The sequence below is a fragment of the Vibrio sp. CK2-1 genome (assembly GCF_021726515.1).
Taxonomy (GTDB): domain Bacteria; phylum Pseudomonadota; class Gammaproteobacteria; order Enterobacterales; family Vibrionaceae; genus Vibrio.
On record NZ_JAKKCJ010000001.1, the window covers coordinates 762,596 to 780,527 of the forward strand.

At 40.1% G+C, this 17,932-nt stretch carries 14 protein-coding genes and 1 CRISPR repeat array; of the genes, 10 read left to right on the forward strand and 4 right to left on the reverse strand.

Annotated elements, in window-relative coordinates:
• Positions 1-6 precede the first annotated feature (6 nt).
• From L3V25_RS03330 to cas6f, 4 genes are read left to right on the forward strand one after another with little or no spacing between them, the layout of a single operon-like run.
• On the forward strand, positions 7-2,961 hold the full coding sequence (locus L3V25_RS03330) for a CRISPR-associated endonuclease Cas3'' (protein ID WP_237294063.1): 2,955 nt from the start codon (positions 7-9) through the stop codon (positions 2,959-2,961).
• A gap of 19 nt (positions 2,962-2,980) precedes the next feature.
• A complete protein-coding gene (gene cas7fv / locus L3V25_RS03335) occupies positions 2,981-3,937 on the forward strand; it encodes a type I-Fv CRISPR-associated protein Cas7fv (RefSeq protein WP_237294064.1) in 957 nt (318 codons plus the stop codon).
• A gap of 8 nt (positions 3,938-3,945) precedes the next feature.
• Positions 3,946-4,959 carry a type I-Fv CRISPR-associated protein Cas5fv gene (cas5fv, locus tag L3V25_RS03340; RefSeq protein ID WP_237294065.1) on the forward strand — a complete coding sequence of 338 codons (1,014 nt, stop codon included), beginning with the start codon at positions 3,946-3,948 and terminating at the stop codon, positions 4,957-4,959.
• A gap of 9 nt (positions 4,960-4,968) precedes the next feature.
• Positions 4,969-5,520 carry a type I-F CRISPR-associated endoribonuclease Cas6/Csy4 gene (gene cas6f, locus L3V25_RS03345; RefSeq protein ID WP_237294066.1) on the forward strand — a complete coding sequence of 184 codons (552 nt, stop codon included), beginning with the start codon at positions 4,969-4,971 and terminating at the stop codon, positions 5,518-5,520.
• 180 nt (positions 5,521-5,700) lie between these two features.
• Positions 5,701-8,008: direct repeats of the CRISPR family, unit length 28 nt; unit sequence CTTCACTGCCGAATAGGCAGCTTAGAAA.
• Between the two features lie 115 nt (positions 8,009-8,123).
• On the opposite strand, the gene L3V25_RS03350 is transcribed toward cas6f, so the two are convergent.
• Entirely contained in the window at positions 8,124-8,363 is a 240-nt protein-coding gene (locus tag L3V25_RS03350; RefSeq protein ID WP_237294067.1) for a DUF333 domain-containing protein, read from the reverse strand.
• Positions 8,364-8,541: 178 nt separating this feature from the next.
• Between L3V25_RS03350 and L3V25_RS03355 the strand changes: the two genes are divergently transcribed.
• Positions 8,542-8,943, forward strand: coding sequence for a NirD/YgiW/YdeI family stress tolerance protein (locus L3V25_RS03355; RefSeq protein ID WP_237294068.1), 402 nt, complete (start codon positions 8,542-8,544; stop codon positions 8,941-8,943).
• A gap of 140 nt (positions 8,944-9,083) precedes the next feature.
• Here the strand turns inward: L3V25_RS03355 and L3V25_RS03360 are convergent, their stop codons facing one another.
• Complete coding sequence (locus tag L3V25_RS03360) at positions 9,084-10,361, reverse strand: YjiH family protein (RefSeq protein ID WP_237294348.1); 1,278 nt, start codon at positions 10,359-10,361, stop codon at positions 9,084-9,086.
• A gap of 557 nt (positions 10,362-10,918) precedes the next feature.
• Between L3V25_RS03360 and L3V25_RS03365 the strand changes: the two genes are divergently transcribed.
• The 3 genes from L3V25_RS03365 (at position 10,919) to L3V25_RS03375 (ending at position 14,177) form a co-directional block, all read left to right on the forward strand.
• On the forward strand, positions 10,919-12,349 hold the full coding sequence (locus L3V25_RS03365) for a DEAD/DEAH box helicase (RefSeq protein ID WP_237294069.1): 1,431 nt from the start codon (positions 10,919-10,921) through the stop codon (positions 12,347-12,349).
• Between the two features lie 746 nt (positions 12,350-13,095).
• Positions 13,096-13,446, forward strand: a complete 351-nt coding sequence (locus L3V25_RS03370; protein ID WP_237294070.1) for a hypothetical protein — start codon at positions 13,096-13,098, stop codon at positions 13,444-13,446.
• A gap of 200 nt (positions 13,447-13,646) precedes the next feature.
• Positions 13,647-14,177 carry a GNAT family N-acetyltransferase gene (locus L3V25_RS03375; RefSeq protein WP_237294071.1) on the forward strand — a complete coding sequence of 177 codons (531 nt, stop codon included), beginning with the start codon at positions 13,647-13,649 and terminating at the stop codon, positions 14,175-14,177.
• Positions 14,178-14,280: 103 nt separating this feature from the next.
• Here L3V25_RS03375 and L3V25_RS03380 read toward each other — a convergent pair whose 3' ends face one another.
• Positions 14,281-15,228, reverse strand: a complete 948-nt coding sequence (locus L3V25_RS03380) for a Gfo/Idh/MocA family oxidoreductase (RefSeq protein WP_237294072.1) — start codon at positions 15,226-15,228, stop codon at positions 14,281-14,283.
• 134 nt (positions 15,229-15,362) lie between these two features.
• Between L3V25_RS03380 and L3V25_RS03385 the strand changes: the two genes are divergently transcribed.
• Positions 15,363-15,977, forward strand: a complete 615-nt coding sequence (locus L3V25_RS03385; RefSeq protein ID WP_237294073.1) for a LysE family translocator — start codon at positions 15,363-15,365, stop codon at positions 15,975-15,977.
• A 54-nt stretch (positions 15,978-16,031) separates the two neighbouring features.
• A complete protein-coding gene (locus L3V25_RS03390; RefSeq protein WP_237294074.1) occupies positions 16,032-16,427 on the forward strand; it encodes a DUF2391 family protein in 396 nt (131 codons plus the stop codon).
• A 122-nt stretch (positions 16,428-16,549) separates the two neighbouring features.
• On the opposite strand, the gene L3V25_RS03395 is transcribed toward L3V25_RS03390, so the two are convergent.
• A complete protein-coding gene (locus L3V25_RS03395; protein ID WP_237294075.1) occupies positions 16,550-17,926 on the reverse strand; it encodes an alpha-amylase family glycosyl hydrolase in 1,377 nt (458 codons plus the stop codon).
• Between the last annotated feature and the right edge of the window lie 6 nt (positions 17,927-17,932).

Sequence of the window (17,932 nt, forward strand, 5' to 3'; positions counted from 1 at the left end):
ATCATTATGATGGTGACCTTTGTTTCTCAATGCGAGAAGAACGCCCTCAAGAAAACCCGCCGAGTGCTGGATGCTTTCGCAAATAGAATTGGCGACAACACTTGGCAAACTGTCATTACCGAAGATGGTCTACAAACCGTTAAAAGGATGCTAAGAAAAACAGCCAGTCGGAGTACTGCGGTTAGTTGTCATTGGATTCGTTCCAGATCAAGAAGCCAATTTTTGTGGGTGGTGGGGAATAAGAGTAAGTTTAATTTAGAGGGTGTAGTGCCGGTAAATTACACCGAAGTGAATGATATCAAAATGGATGAAACAAAAATTATGTCAGAAGTAGTTTATGCAAATACACAAAAACAGTTACTTTCAGAGCATCTATTTGCTGTCGGCACTGTAGCAGCACTATTAATTGAGCAGTTATTCGGCAGTGAGCAATCAGGCTTAAGGCAAGCCGCTTTTGTAAGTGGATGTTTACATGATATTGGTAAATTAGACCCTGAATACCGAGCTTGGCTTGAAAAAGCGATCAATAAAAATAAAAAGCAATTAGTAGAACTACAAGATGATGGGGTACATATCGATGCTGTTAAGTTTTCTTTTGAAAAACATCCTAGACACAATGAGATTTCGTTATGGCTATGTCAGTTTATAGGGCTTGAGGCTGTTCTCCCAAATAAAGGGTTAGTTGAATATATTGAGCACACGATTTTTTGGCATCATGCCAAGCCAATTCGTAAAGATGAATATATAAAGATCAATGATGTGCATCGTAAACTGAATGTCATATATAAAGATAAAGGTATACAAGAGTTAGTAGCACATGCAGAATTGTTACTACACGATGTGGTAGATATCCAAAACAATTATACTCAATCGAATTTAAGTGCTGACTTTAGAAAATGCTCAATTAAATATAGTGAAGATCTAACCTCAGGATTCCGTAAAACAGAATTACCATGTTATAAACAATACGAATGTGAAGAATCGTTTAAACCTTATATTGATGACATTAAATTTAATAGTAAAACTGATATTTTAAGATCTTGTGTGATAAGTGCTGATCGTCAAATTTCTGCATTAAGTTCAGAAGAGTTGAGTAATTACATAGCAACTGGCACGTTGAATTTATTGGTTGAGAAAACACTCAAACAGGAGAGTAACTTAGCCCAGCAAATACAAGATTGCTTAGCTGGTTTTGAGCAACAATATCCAAATAGTAAACGAAATATCGAACAAGCGGTTACAGCTAAATCGTTACTAGACGTAGAGCACGTTGCGGTACTTAACGGCCCTGCAGGTTGTGGTAAAACAAAAATTGCTTTGGAATGGGCAAAATTAAGTGAGGCTAAGAAGATCATTTGGATTTGTCCACGCGTGCAAGTATGTGAAGGACTTTACCAAGATCTGATAAGTGATGAATATCTACCGTCAGGAAAAATTGAAATTTGTACAGGGGAGTTTAAGTATATTAATAATCAAGGTGAACAAGAACTCACCTTACAAGGCAAAGAATTTTCAGGCGATATTGTATTAACGACGATCGATCAGATCATTAATAGTATTACTACGCATACCAATGTGACGGTACTTACCGATTTTTTAAATAGTCACATTGTGTTTGATGAATTTCACGAATATATCCCCATGCCTGCATTTAACTTACTGTTTGCCGAGTTAGTGCAAGCGAAAAAATTAATGGGGAGTCGTGCCAATACATTACTTGTTTCAGCAACACCTAATTATAGCTTTATTAAAAATATTTTAGAAATAGATAACCAAGACACCAAGTCGATACAGAGTTTTAATCAGAGCCAATATCAAATCAATTTCGAATTGTTTGATGAAGCACAACAAGATCAAAATAATCCTCTATTTAAAGTACAACCGAAAAACACTATTGTTATCAGTAATACAGCAACATTAGCTCAGCAAGCTTTTATTAAAAACCAAACAATTGAAAATGCGATTGTGTTTCATGGAAAATTTAAAACAAAAGACAAACAAGCCATTTTCAGCAAAGTGTATGAAAGTTTTAAAGCGAAAGGGAGTAGAGAATTTGATGTACTACGAAGTGGTCCGATAGTGCAAGCTGCGCTTAATATCACGTGCTCTCAAATGACAAGTGAATTTACAACGGCGGAAAACTTTTTGCAGCGTTTAGGGCGTTTAGACCGTTTTAGCGAGAGTCAGTCTATTAATCAATATACGGTTGCTATACCGAAAGTTATTCCGGAATCTAATGGCAAAATCACCTGTAATTGTGCTCGATTTTTAAATGGTAGTAATAGCTATCGAAGTGCCTATGCGTGGTATGAGTTTTTACAAAAGAACTTACCAGAGCAACCTTTAACTATTAATGAGATTTACCAGCTTTATGAATCCTTTTATCAATCTAATCAAGGGCAAGAAGCGGTAAGGCTAGATTTGATTGCGGCATTAAAAGAAAGTGTCAAAGTTATTGTTGCAAAAGTACATGACCCAATTCGTTTTATAAAAAAACAAAAAGCCAGTGATAAAAAGAAATTGAAAAAATCATCACTACGGGGTGATAGTCGCTTTGTGCAAATGGTTGTGATGGATATTGAAAGCTTCGATAACTTTACGATTACTAATGAGTACGCCGTTGATTGGCGAGAGACGGATAGTGACTTTTCAAATTGTTATACAGAGTCCCTGAATTTGCTGCGCAACGCAGGGATCATTGATTACGTAGCCAAAAAGCACCACCAAATAGATGAAACTAGCCCAAGTAAAGGGATTACCGCTAAAAATATTGGCTTGCGTAAGCAGGTTTTAGAAGGGGCTGCAGTAGAGCCTCAGTTTCCAATTTACTTAAGTTATACACCATCAGATTTACTATCAAAATTAGGTGAAAACGAAAATGATGAATCTGCCATTTATTACTTAAAGGGCACCAAACAAGTAATTGGTGCAATGCCATTCAGCAAAATTATTCAATCATAAACTAAGAAGGGAAAAATACATGGAAAAAGTAACAGGAATTAAAAGTGTCGATTTTAAGATTGTCGCGTTAGGTCACGGCGTAGTGAACTGGAACGGGCCGACAGCGCTAATGGGAGAAAAAGGGACGGAGCTAAATAATCATACATTACCTAAACTTCGAGGCTATACAAACTTGACGGGTAAGTCAAAAGAAGAAACAGGTTATAAATACAAAAAGCAGGCTACCGATATCGACTTTAAGGAAACGCCACTTTACATCAGCCAAAACTGTATACGCCATCACCTATTCAGATCACAAGCTTTTGATATTCATTATGCGAATAAAGCAAAGCTAGATAACTTAATGAAAGTATTATCATCAGTAACTGGATTAGTGAGAGGTTATGTTGTACCAAACAGCCAAAATAAGCGTACAAGCCCCTTATTAATAGAAGATTTTGTTGATCAATTAGGTAATGGAAACTTTGAACAGTTTGGTCAAGCAGGTGAACGAGATAGTTCATCCTTTTTCTCAAAGACTACATTTGGTGATACCAAGTACATTTCTTATGGTTCAATTAGTATTGAACAATTGCAGTTTATTTCTCTTGATAAAAAATTCGATCGTGAAGCGATGCAAATTAAAGAAGGGCAAGGTGAAGAAGTTGCTAAATCAGTAGCAGAGTTTATTCAAACACTTGTTCCTGAATCATCACCGAAAGCGACATTTCATAGTAATTATGTGCGTAAAGGGACGATTTTTGATGAGGGTGAAAATGGAATTTTATTAAATCAAGATGCAATGAAAGTGCTAGTGAAGTTTACCCTAGATCTCATTTCAGAGCTATCTATCCGCCAAGCTAAATCATATATGTATGTTGATGAGGTGCTTGTTGATTATAACGATAGTAATAAAATGATGCGTATTAAGCGTGATGAAAGTGAAATAAGTTCTCAACCTCAAACTGATTTTGCAGTTTACTTTGAAGCCAAGTAGAGGTGGTTATGAAAATAACCATAGAATATGAATCCAGTTGGAGGAACTCGTTTCTTGAAGGTAGTAACAATGATGTACTACCTAAAACAGGACGGAAATTTATCGGTTCATTAAAAAGTTTAAATGAACGTAGTAAGCCAGAAAACTTTATTAGGCGAGAAGTGACTATTGATACCGTAATGGGAGTGCTAAATCGTTTAATAGGTGATCAGCGTAAGCTTTATCAATCTAGAAATAGTGAAAATTACTTTTTTAAAGAGATAGAATCGCTTGTTAGGTTTGATGATAAGCCGAAGTCAGTCAATGCTGAAATGACATATATAAGAAATATTACAGGCAGTACAGATCAAAATGCCTTCACTGGAATGATTAAAGTGAATGACCCTATTTTTACTTCTGATTATGCAGAGTATTTCTGGGGGGTATTATCGTTAGATATGCCAGATTTAATCAGCTTTATCTTAGGTAAAGAAGTGAGCTTTAACTTCATTTCAGTAGAGCCATTATCATTAATTGCGAGACTAGAAGAGATAAATAAACAAAAGCCAATAGAAAAAGAAGGTGAGCTAGCAGAAGCTTACCAATACCTTTCTGATAAATTTGAAAAGTTTAAAGGTATTAATAATAAAGGGCTAGTACTACCAATTAGCATGTATTGCTCGGCACTTTATCTACAAATAGAAAGGCTTAGTGATAAGTATGATATGAGCAGTGCTAAAACAAAAGCAGGTGGTATAGGGGGCATCTCTAATAACGGCTTTACTAAAAAAGATTTTATGGGGCGATACACAACTGGGGAAAAGAAAAAAATATGGGGTAATCCCTATATGCGAGAGGAATTAGTTAAAGGTATTGGAAAAACTCGACATTTAATGACGAAAGCTTCTGGGCAGTTAGTTATTGAAATAGATATTCCTCGTGAAAGGGCAAAGGAACTCTCACAACTTATCGAAAATGCAGGAGTTTCCTCATTTTATTTAGGTAAGAAGGGTTTGGCTTACGTCAGCAATATACGGATATAGGAGGTAATAGTGGACAGTTATATTGAAATCACTTTAAAGCCCGATGCGGAAATGCGTGAAAATGTGCTGCTAAACAAAGTTTACACGAAGTTACATAAAGCTTTAGTGATGCTTAAATCAGATTCTATTGGAGTAAGTTTTCCCAAATATCAAGTTGTACTAGGGCGAGTTATTCGTGTACATAGTAATAGGAACATGCTTCAACACTTTTCTGATCTTAATTGGCTCGGTGGGTTAGTTGGTTACTGTGATGTAAGTGAAATCCAGTTGGCTCCTCCCACGTGTGAGTATCGCACAATTTCACGGATTCAAAGCAATATGTCGCAATCTAAGTTAAAGCGTTTGCTTAAGCGAGGAAGCATAAGCGATACAGATATTAATAAATACAAAGCAAAAATGTTTACAAAAGGCTTAGAACATCCATATTTGGAACTAGAAAGTAGCTCTAATGGACATAAGCACCGTCGATATTTACGTTTTAGTGAAATCGCTAAAGAGCCTATAGAGGGGAAGTTTGATCTATTTGGTTTAAGTAAAACGGCTACAGTACCTTGGTTCTAAAGTAATTAATCGATAATGCTTTAGTTAGATATAAGAAAAGGGTCATTTGACCCTTTATTTTTGATCTTTAAAAATACGACTTAAAAACAATGGGTTACATCTGATGGTTTTTAACAAGGTACAAAAGGGTATTTTTACCTAACTATCAGTTGTAGCTTATTTTATTCCTGATATTCTATTCTTCACTGCCGAATAGGCAGCTTAGAAATGATGGCCAATGCTCAAATGACATAGGTGATTCTTCACTGCCGAATAGGCAGCTTAGAAATGTTGAGACGCGATCATATTTATAATTACCAGCTTCACTGCCGAATAGGCAGCTTAGAAATCATTAATTTGGTCTTGATAACTATCATCAAACTTCACTGCCGAATAGGCAGCTTAGAAAATTTTGCTTTACGTATTGTTTATGAAGCTGCTCTTCACTGCCGAATAGGCAGCTTAGAAAGTTCCTGAGCTATGGCCGTTTGACGTCACTCACTTCACTGCCGAATAGGCAGCTTAGAAAAAGATATAACGCGAGATTGTCACCCACTGGCGCTTCACTGCCGAATAGGCAGCTTAGAAATGTTTTATATGGTTTTTCTTCTTCTGATTTACCTTCACTGCCGAATAGGCAGCTTAGAAATGTATCAAAAACTCAACATTTATCCTCTGATTCTTCACTGCCGAATAGGCAGCTTAGAAACCAATTTGACAGCTAAAAATTAACCGCCAATTCTTCACTGCCGAATAGGCAGCTTAGAAAATGCAGAACGCTTTCCAATCGCCAACATCAGCCTTCACTGCCGAATAGGCAGCTTAGAAACGCAATCGCAAGCACCCCGCTAGGCGGTGACGCTTCACTGCCGAATAGGCAGCTTAGAAAATCAAACTACACCGTAAAATCTGGCAGAAATACTTCACTGCCGAATAGGCAGCTTAGAAATTTAGATGATACTAGGCGCTTATCCTTTCGATCTTCACTGCCGAATAGGCAGCTTAGAAAGGACGGAAGCGCACCCATTGCACTCAATTGATCTTCACTGCCGAATAGGCAGCTTAGAAATATGTGGGCGCTGATTGGTGCGGGCCTTGTGGCTTCACTGCCGAATAGGCAGCTTAGAAAAATAACGAATAAGGATGTTAGATGAATAAAATCTTCACTGCCGAATAGGCAGCTTAGAAAATTTGCAGATTGGTCAAAGATAGGCCGTGCAACTTCACTGCCGAATAGGCAGCTTAGAAAGTAATGCAGTAGTTGAAAAGTATCACCGCAAACTTCACTGCCGAATAGGCAGCTTAGAAAAATAATAATCAACACGTGTTTGACGTAACCACCTTCACTGCCGAATAGGCAGCTTAGAAATATGACTAATTTAGACAAAAAGCCCTCAGTTACTTCACTGCCGAATAGGCAGCTTAGAAATAAAATCTGCGCTAGGTTGATTTTTCCATCCACTTCACTGCCGAATAGGCAGCTTAGAAACATTTGGTTATCGAATGGCTGTCTCATCAATCCTTCACTGCCGAATAGGCAGCTTAGAAAACGAACTGCATTATTAACAAAACCACTTGAACCTTCACTGCCGAATAGGCAGCTTAGAAAGAAAAGCCGAGGCACTAAAAGACGACAGCATACTTCACTGCCGAATAGGCAGCTTAGAAAACTAAATCGCTTTCTTGCCATTCAGAGGTAGACTTCACTGCCGAATAGGCAGCTTAGAAAGTTGAACCATTTCACAAACACGTTGTGCTGGTCTTCACTGCCGAATAGGCAGCTTAGAAATTTGTCTTAGCTTTTCAAAGTTAGTTTGATCACTTCACTGCCGAATAGGCAGCTTAGAAAAATATGAAGAAGCAGCCGCTTGAAGAAGTTTGCTTCACTGCCGAATAGGCAGCTTAGAAAATTCTTTAACAGACGTTCGTAACGCTTTCCTTCTTCACTGCCGAATAGGCAGCTTAGAAATTTCTATCAACATGGCGTGAATTCTTAGAAAACTTCACTGCCGAATAGGCAGCTTAGAAATTTTGTAATCATCATACGTGGGCGCATTCGCTCTTCACTGCCGAATAGGCAGCTTAGAAAAATAAAGAAGACACCCTAAAAACAAAGCAGCACTTCACTGCCGAATAGGCAGCTTAGAAAACTAAACCATCTAATTACGTTGCTCGTTTGCCCTTCACTGCCGAATAGGCAGCTTAGAAATATGTGGGCGCTTGTTGGTGCGGGCCTTGTGGCTTCACTGCCGAATAGGCAGCTTAGAAAGTTTTCAGGATATTCACAATAAACGCCTAAATCTTCACTGCCGAATAGGCAGCTTAGAAATTTAACGACAACTTGTGTGGTGTAACGATCTTGTTCACTGCCGGATAGGCAGCTTAGAAAATCATTATCAATACACGACCATTTAAAAACGGGTTCACTGCCGCACAGGCAGCTTAGAAACTGCTATGTGGGGCGTTTTATCTACTGTATTTGTTCACTGCCGCACAGGCAGCTTAGAAATTTCGGGTAATCGCCCGCCAATTCGGGCATTGTTTGCTTGAGAGTAAAGCTTGAAGAGTATGAATTGACTCTACGGATGAAAATGGTGAGTTTTCTACGTAGAGTAATTTGAAGTTTAAGACTTGTCTTTATTGTTTTCACGGAAGTATTGCCAAGCATCTACTTGAGAACCGTCTTTTAGGGTGCAGAACCCTACATCACCTTTGTCTGTTTTATTGATTGAAAATTCCCCACCTTGATCGATACAAAAAGTAGCGGCTGGATTTGGAATTTGTGTTTTAGGTTCCTCTTTTGAACATGCAGCTAGTGTTAATGTGGCTAGAACAATGGAAGAGAGAGTAATGACTTTTTTCATGTTAAACCCTTTTATTTTCAAGTATCAGAATTATATCCGCATAATATTAATGGGTAAAAATTAAATACATTTTAGAAGCTTCACGTTTTTTTCACACTTGCCCAAATATACTGTTTCACATCGACGCATTATACAGCCAACAGGCTAGCGCAAATTTACAATAATAAGGGTAAAAGCCATGAACAAAACACTATTAACAATTTCGCTTGCAGCATTAATGTCAGTTCCTTCTATTGCTATGGCAGAAGTGGTTTCTCCAGCACCTGCGGCGAAAGCGCAGACATCCACTCAAGGTGGTTTTGATGGCCCACGTCATGGCACTGCAATCATCGAAACGATTAAAGAAGCAAAAGATGCCAGTGATGATACTAAGGTTGTACTGACTGGTAAGATTAAAAGCTCACTAGGTGATGAAGACTACATCTTTGCTGATTCAACAGGTGAAATCACTGTAGAGATTGATAACGACAAATGGCACGGCCGTACTGTTACAACCGAGCATACTGTAGTATTGCGTGGTGAAGTGGATAAAGATTGGAATAGCTTAACTATCGATGTGGATAGCCTAGAAGTTAAATAACTGCTCTAAGTTCAAGTAACCGAAAGTAAAGCCAAATAAAAACGAAAGCCTGCATAAGTTAATTATGCAGGCTTTCTTGTTTTGGGGGCTTGTCTGTTTACCTAGTCTTGTGAGCTTAGCTTGTAAGACGAGTCGAATAATTAAAAAATCAAATGCGCAACACCAACAATTACCGGTAGGGTAATGAGAGTTCGTAAAATAAAGATCACGAATAGCTCTAATAGCGTCACTGGGATTTTACTACCCAGTAGAAGAGCGCCTACTTCAGACATATAAATTAGCTGAGTAACCGACATCGCCGCAATCACAAAACGCGTCATATCACTATGGATAGGCGCTGCAAGAATCGCTGGAATGAACATATCAGCAAAACCCACTACAATCGTTTGTGATGCTGCAACGGCTTCAGGAAGCCCGAGTAGTTTTAAGTATGGAATGAAAGGCTGACCCAAAATCTCGAACAGTGAGCTGTGCTCGGCAATGATTAAAGCGCCAGTACCAAGAGCCATCACCACCGGTAGAACACCAAACACCATATCAATGGCATTCTTCACGCCTTCAACTAATACCTTATGCAAATCACCAACATTATCGGCTTTGGTCAGGGCTAAGTGCATGCCCCAAGAGAAATTAGTATGACCTGCTGGTAAATCATCGGCTTTCATATCTGGCACTGAACCATCAATGAAAGTGTCTTTTTTCCAACGTAGTGGTGGAATGCGCGGCAAGATGATTGCAGCGACTAAACCTGCCAAACAAACTGCGCCATAAAATGGAATGAATAAATGCTCAAGATTCACCTGTGCGATAACCACTAGGCTGAAAGTGATCGATACCGCTGAGAAGGTTGTACCAACAATGGCCGCTTCGCGTTGCGTATAGAATTTATCTTCATATTGTTTGCTGGTTAATAAGATACCGACAGAGCCGTCACCTAACCAAGATGCCATACAGTCGATAGCAGAACGGCCTGGTAGGTTAAAGATAGGGCGCATAACTTTACTTAATAGCGTACCGAAGAGCTCTAGTAGGCCGAAGTTAAGTAAAAGAGGCAGTAACATGCCGGCAAAAATGAATACGCAGAATAAGGTTGGCAACAGACCGTTTAATACCATGCCACCGGTATTTTCTTCCCATACCATTTCTGGGCCAGCATGGTAAAACGCCATAACGGCTGCAATACCACCAAAAACACGTACCACAAACCAGATTAACGATGGTGTCATTAGCGCGTGTAGAAAGGCATTGTTTTTAATAAATGCAGGTTGAATCAGTTTATATAGAATGGTTGCGATAGCCATAAACGCAATAACAACTGTGATAATAGGAACGATGCTATTGGCTAGTGCTGCTTGCAAAGATTTGGCTAAGATAGCGACTGGAATCGTGTATGAGCCTTGGTAGCTCAACGGTGCCATGAATAAAAACAAACCGATCAAAGATGGAATGATAAAAGTAAGGTAAGTTTTTAATGGGTAGCTTGTTTTTTCTACCTTGGCGTTACCCGTTGGTTTTGAAGAATCTTTCATTATGCTCTCAAATGACAATGCTTAAAAATTGCGCAATCCATCGCATAACTATTCACTATCAATCCATGATTTATTCAATGGCGGCAAGAATACCGACTTTCTAATCAAAGTGAAATAGGGAAACGGCAATTTTTTGGGATAAAAGTTACGCATAAAGAGTACAAGTATAGCCATTGATAATAGAGTGGTGGATTTCTATGCAAATGAGAAGTGGTGCTAATTATCTGTGATAAAAGTCACGATATTTGTTGCTGCTTTCAGATAAAGCGGTCAGAATAGCCGCTCAATCAAGATTATTAATATCACTTCCAGCGACACCAATCCTGAAAGCAGAGTAAATTCTCATATACCTTGTCACTACAATAAGTAAACATAAGGTATACAAAGATATTGATATTCATACCTCTAAGCCATTTGGCTTCTCTATTTTATCGAGATCAATATTTATGAGTTTTTCCTCTTTAGGACTTTCTGCCCCTTTACTTAAAGCGGTGGAAGAACAAGGCTATACCACACCTTCACCAATTCAAGCGAAAGCCATTCCTGCGGTTATCGAAGGTCAAGATGTGATGGCTGCTGCGCAAACCGGTACAGGTAAAACGGCTGGTTTCACCTTGCCAATTCTTGAGCGTTTATTAGCTGGTGATCGTGTTAAACCTAACCAAGTTCGTGCACTTATCTTAACGCCTACTCGCGAGCTTGCCGCTCAGGTACATAAGAATGTAGAGCAATACAGCCAACATACGCGCTTAACCTCAACGGTTGTATTTGGTGGTGTTAAAATTAACCCACAAATGATGAGATTAAGACAAGGCGTTGATGTACTCGTCGCCACTCCTGGCCGTCTATTAGATTTGTATAACCAGAATGCAGTACGTTTTTCTCAACTTGAAGTACTAGTGTTAGATGAAGCTGACCGCATGTTGGATATGGGCTTTATTCGTGATATCCGTAAAATCTTGTCTTTCTTACCGGCTAAACGTCAGAACTTATTGTTCTCTGCCACCTTCTCTGATGACATTCGTCAGCTTGCTAAAGGCCTAGTGAATAACCCTGTAGAAATTTCGGTTAACCCTGCGAACCAAACGGCAACCACGGTTGAGCAATGTATCTATCCTGCGGATCAAAAGAAGAAAGCACCGATGTTGCTGAAACTGATCCAAGATAACGATTGGCAGCAAGTGTTGGTATTTAGTAAAACCAAACATGGTGCTAACCGTTTAAGCCGTTTCTTAGATGAAAAGGGCGTGAGTTCAGCCGCCATTCACGGCAACAAAAGCCAAGGCGCACGTACCAAAGCACTAGAGAATTTTAAAACCGGTGAAGTACGCGTTTTAGTGGCAACTGATATCGCCGCACGTGGTATCGATATCGCACAATTGCCACAAGTGGTGAACTTCGACTTGCCGCATGTCTCTGAAGACTACGTGCACCGTATTGGCCGTACTGGCCGCGCGGGCGCAACTGGTAAAGCGATCTCATTAGTATGTGCAGATGAAGCTCATGACTTATTCTCGATTGAGCGCCTAATCAAGCAAGTATTGCCGCGTATGGAACTTGAAGGTTTCCCTGTAGTCAATAAATTGCCGGAATCAAGATTAGATACTCGTCCAATCAAACCGAAAAAACCAAAGAAACCGAAAAAGACCTTCCAACATAATGATGGTCAACGTTCAGGTGAAAACGCTCGCGGCCACAAACCCGTAAGCAAAAACCGTCGTCATGCAGGCAATGCAAAACCGGCGACAGCATCTACTGACGGAGCGGCAAAGCCACAAGCCAATGCGCGCCCTAAACCTGCTGCAAACCGTAAGCCAGCAGGTGCATCGCCACAACGTAATCCTAAAAACAATGGCAGTAATTTCAAAGCGAATTAAGCCTAGTGAAATATAGGATTGGCCGTGTGCGAGATCGCTTACAAGCTATGTGAGTGATCACGGTTATTCAATATAAAAACTAGAAGAGACCAGTTTTAACTTATTGTTATAGCTGGTCTTTTTGTTTTGTGATGTTTTTTGTTTAGAGAAAGACTAAAAACTTTGAATTAAGTCTCTTGAGGAATCTCAGCAGAAGCGTAGTCTTATCGGTGTCGGAAGGAAACGACATAGGATTTAAGAAAAACCAAGACGGTTTTATTCAGGATGAAGTTTGACGGTTAGGATAACGGTCAGCAGGAAGCACAGGACATTTGACGGATTAAATTAAGCGGCAGGATGCGGCTTAAACGGATAAATGGACACCTCTAGTTTGAGGAAGGAACACCGCTCAAGGAACAAGTGATGAGCGCTAATTAGGAACGATTAGCAGCAAGGATTTGCGTAAGGACACCGCTAGGAAGGCGAAGCAGGATTAGCTTAGGATAAGCACTATCACGGATTCGATGCATGGAGCATTAATAGTAGCCGGAATGCTGCGAGTGAGACTATAACCCCGATACGAAAGTGTCGGGGTTTTTCTTTATTTACGCATTCTACTAAATATACTACCAAGCAGAATTTACCTCCTCTGTGCTTTGTATTGCTTATCAACATAGAAATATATCCAAGTCACTTGGGTATAGTGTAGAATCCGCCTCAAGATACTCGATTAAGAGTGAAAGACCTAAATACAAGGCTAATAGAACATGCAACAAAGTGATTTCGAAACACTCGTAAAAACCCTATGTACTCTAGACTCTGTGCCAACTGCGCTTAAATTCTTACAAATGAACAGCGACAGCAACGTGGCCGATGCCGCTAAATCGCTATCTGGTCAATTTGCGTTAGCAGAAGTGGAAGGCGAGAACCGTATTTATCATGTGACGACTCAAGAAGATGACAAAGGCGTAGAGCAAGAATACGTTGAGCATATCATGAATGAAGGCGATGACATTATTCGTTTCGTTGCGTGGTTCTTCGACATTATGTTCGATGTGAAAACGAAAGAAACTTACACCGCTGCTGGCAAAACGTATACCCAGCCAAAACGTAGTTAAGTTAATCGAGGTAAGTTAAACCTCTGTTTTCATAAGTAGATAAAAAGCCAATAGAGTAATCTGTTGGCTTTTTGAGTTTTATATCAGCTACCTTTGCTACCACCTTCATATATTCTGTTATTTATCCGTAAAAAAGTGCAATCTTTGGTCAGTTTTTCGATACATTAGAGAAAACAACAATATAAACTCAAGGAGCAAGGATGTTCGTTAGAGAAGCAGAATTTCAGGACTATTCCAAAATAGCCAAATTACATGCCACAAGTTGGCAGCAAGTCTACCAAGGTCTTTTAGATGATGATTATCTAGCAAGCCGAGTGGAAGATGAGCACATGGCGATGTGGCAAACTCGCTTAACCCAGCCACCACTAAATCAAGGTGTATTGGTATTGGAAGAGGCCGGCGCGTTGTGTGGCTTTGTTTGTCTATATGGCAATCATAGTTTTGACCAAGGCACTATGATTGATAACTTGCATGTCGATAAAGACCAGCGTGGTAAAGGATATGGAAAAGCCTTACTCGCAGAAGCCGCAACATGGGCACAAAAGCACTTCGCTGATTCAGGAATTTATTTAGAAGTGCTGAAAGGTAATGATCCTGCTAAAGCATTTTATGAGTCGCTTGATGCAAAGGATAATAGAGATTTTATTTGGAAGGCGCCCTGTGGTTCACAAGTACCATGTCATACTTATTGCTGGGAAAGCCCGAAAGCTTTACTTAAAGCAACAAACTGATTGTTAGCGAAAGATTAAGACAAAGGTGCACGTTAAAAACAAAGGGATCCTGAAATAGGATCCCTTTGTTTTTGTGGGTTTGATATAGACAATCAGTGGCGAATTAATGCACCTTACGAGTTTGTTGCTTTAATACGTGTTGGCATAAAGCATCAGCTAATAAATGCGAGGCGATATTTCTATCTACTAAAGCGGATGGCATATGACCGGTTTTTACGACACCTAACCATTCTTGCACCATGTTATCAAAGCCTTTAGTGGCAAGCATTGGCATCCAGTCTTTGGTTTGTAATTGCTGCGCGTTATCATCTTGCCACAGTGTACCTTCCATAAAGCCACGGAACTCATAGGATTGATTAGCAAAATCTGCTGACACTCGTTCTTGAGTTTGACCAAATACGCGGTTCATCGACGCATTAAGCAGACTACCTTGCTGTTGCCATTGCACATTGATGCTCGCCAGTTGTTGGTTGCTACTCCACTGGGTGGCGATATGTATATCGTTAATGTCTGGTTTGGCAAAAATATTCACGCTATCGAGCGGGTGAATAAAGTCATCAAAAATAAAAGTACGCACATCACCAGGTTGGTTAAAGCGATGTTTTTCCCAACGTAGTGAATGCAATGGGTTAAGCGGCATTCCCGATTGAACACCGACTAAATGCTGGTTGAATAGCGGAATATGACGACGGTTAAAGCCAACATATAACGGCGTATTATTACGTTGAGCGAGTTCATATAAGGCATCGCAGTCATGGCCATTATCCACCAGTGGTTTATCAACAAAAGTAGCAATGCGTTGCGAGAGGAAGAAGCTGGCAATATCTTTATGGCTAGAAGTCGCGCTGTGGATCATCACCGCATCAACCCCAGCATGAACTAGTTGACGATAATCGCTGTAATACTCACGAACGTTATATTTGGTGGCTAAGCCTTGCAGTACTTCTGCATTACGGGTGCACAATACCCATTCGACGCCTTCAATTTGAGTAATAAAAGGTAGGTAGGCTTTCTGTGCGATGCCGCCGAGTCCGATTAATGCGATTTTCATAGCGGTTCCTTTTTTAACTCTAAGCTTTTGTGTGATACGAAAGAGTGGTATCTGAAGAAATGAATACCATCATACGGATTTTTTTCAGTAGAATAACCATTAAATTCAATATTCAAATATTGTGAAGGGATTCAATGACACTAACAATCTGGCTTTCGCTACTGCTTATCTGTTTACTTGGCGCGATGTCACCGGGACCAAGTTTGGCGATGGTCGCAAAACATAGCTTAGCGGGTGGACGAAAACATGGCTTAGCCACTGCCTGGGCTCATGCGTTTGGCATTGGTTTGTACGCGCTATTCACCATTCTGGGTTTGGCTATTTTACTTCATCAATTTCCATTGGTATTTAAGGCGATCACTTATGCGGGCGCGGCGTATTTAGCCTGGTTAGGTTTTAATGCCATTCAATCAAAAGGTGGCATTGCCGAGCGTTTAGAATCAGGGCGTAGTTGTTCAGTTGCTCAATCTGCAAAGGAAGGCTTTTTCATTTCGATTCTTAGCCCGAAGATCGCGATTTTCTTTACCGCATTATTTAGCCAGTTTGTTGCAGTGAGTGCTGAAACCAGCAGTAAAGCGATTATTGTCATGACTCCATTCATCGTCGATGGACTGTGGTACACCTTAATTACCTTTATGTTATCTAGCCAGCTTCTACTTTCGACACTACGTAATAAAGCCCATTGGATTGATCGCATTTCTGGTGTGGTATTAATTGGATTGGCACTGCGAGTGGTGTGGGTTGCATAACCCAACTAGAATTGAAGAGAAGTTGATATGATGCAATCACTAAAGAGCCGCTTGATGAAACTGAATTTTAATCTCGAAGATGCAAGCCAAGTGATCATTGGTGCGTTTACACTGGCGGTTCCGATTTCGTTTTCGGAAGAAGCGTGGGATTTAAGCAAAACACTACCGCTGGAAAATGTAGTGATGCTATTTATTATCTCAATAATATTTCTTGGTTTTTTTGCCTATCAAAGCGTATTCCAAAGTGATGTGAAACGCCGCATGTCAGCGTTTATTCTACGTATCGTCATTGCCTACCTACTCACCATTTTTGTTGTGGCATTAGTATTGTTTGCTCTAGACAAATTACCGCTACAAACCGAACCATTATTGGCATTCAAACGATTAATTTTGATTGCTATGCCAGCCTCAATGGGTGCGATTGTGGTGGATAGTTTTGATAAAGAATAATCTCGCTAAATATAAATACACATAGAGATATACATAACTAACCCAAATAAAAATCAGCACTGAATCACTTCAAGTGCTGATTTTTTATTGATAGCCCGTTATGTAAGAGGTACATGGGTAACTTAAGTCAACAACATAATCCCAGACTGAGCGGGTAACGTTAGCGTTTGACGTAGTAGGTCATCACCACCGAGCCAGACATTAAATTGGTTTTGATTGGTCGGCAGAGTAATGTGGCATTCTTCTGAGCCTTTATTAATCGCGACTATACCAATTGGTTTTTCTTCCGTTCCTCGCAAAATGACTAATACATCATCGGTTGATTCGAGTACTTGTACTGGCGATCCATGCACTTGCTTATGAAACTGAATCATCTTGATCAGGCTAGTGTCGTGCCAGCTTTGTTCCCATCTAGGGTAGCCTAATGCATCTAGATCATTACTGGTGTTCAAATCGGTATAGATCAAAGGCGCGCCATCGCTGCAACCGAGTAAGTAGCAGTAGACCAATTGTTCTTGTTGTGGCGATAGCATTTGATTACGGAACACATCGTTATTAGGAATATCATGGGTTACCGCAAAAGTAATCGCGCGTTTATCGTCTAGGCATTGTCCTTGTTGATGCAAATCTAGCAACGAAGTCATGCTGTGAGCATGCTTGAACACATTTAATAAACGATGGAATAGCGGGAAGTCATAGGCATCAAAGGTGGTTGATTCAATAAACGGTTTTAAAAATACTTCATATTCCGCTTTGCCTTCGCCGCCATCGGTAATGATCTCACCAAATATTTTCACGCCTTTACAGATGTTATCAGTCCAAACTTTGGCAATATGTTCTGGTGAAAGGTGTTTCGCTGCATCGATTCTAAAGCCTGCAACGCCGAGATCTTTCAATGCTTGTAAGTAGGCTTGTTGGTTGGCAATGACATTTTCCGTCGGTGCTAATGTTGGCAAGCCGGGATCGGTATCGCTGCCACTGAGTCGACCTTTTTGCACATCACTAGCATCTAACCAGTTAGTAATTGGAAAGGCAGGTTCAAAATCTTCGTCGGTAAACAATGGCTGAGATAAATCGCCAAACAGCTTTAATGCTTCAAAGTGTTCCACTTGAGCTTGGTAGTCAGCCATGGTTTGTGGATTAGGGTAGGTGAGGTCACTACGTACTTGAGATTCATTGGCCATATGATTAAACACCACATCCACATAAAGTGAAATGCCATGTTCGGATAAGGCTTTTTGCATCGCGATAAAATCAAGCGTATTGCCTAGTGGGCTATTAATCACACGATAATCTTGCGGCTGATAGCGGTTCCACCATTCGGAATGGTTAGGTGATGTCATCGCTGGAGAAACTAAAACAGAATCATAGCCTAGTTGAGCAATACGCTCGGCTTCGCTGGCCACTTTTTGATACGACCAATCAAAGGCATGTAAAATCACATCGGCAGAAGAAACTGCAGGCGTTGCAGTGACAGATTGATTTGTGAATACAGACATAATGCC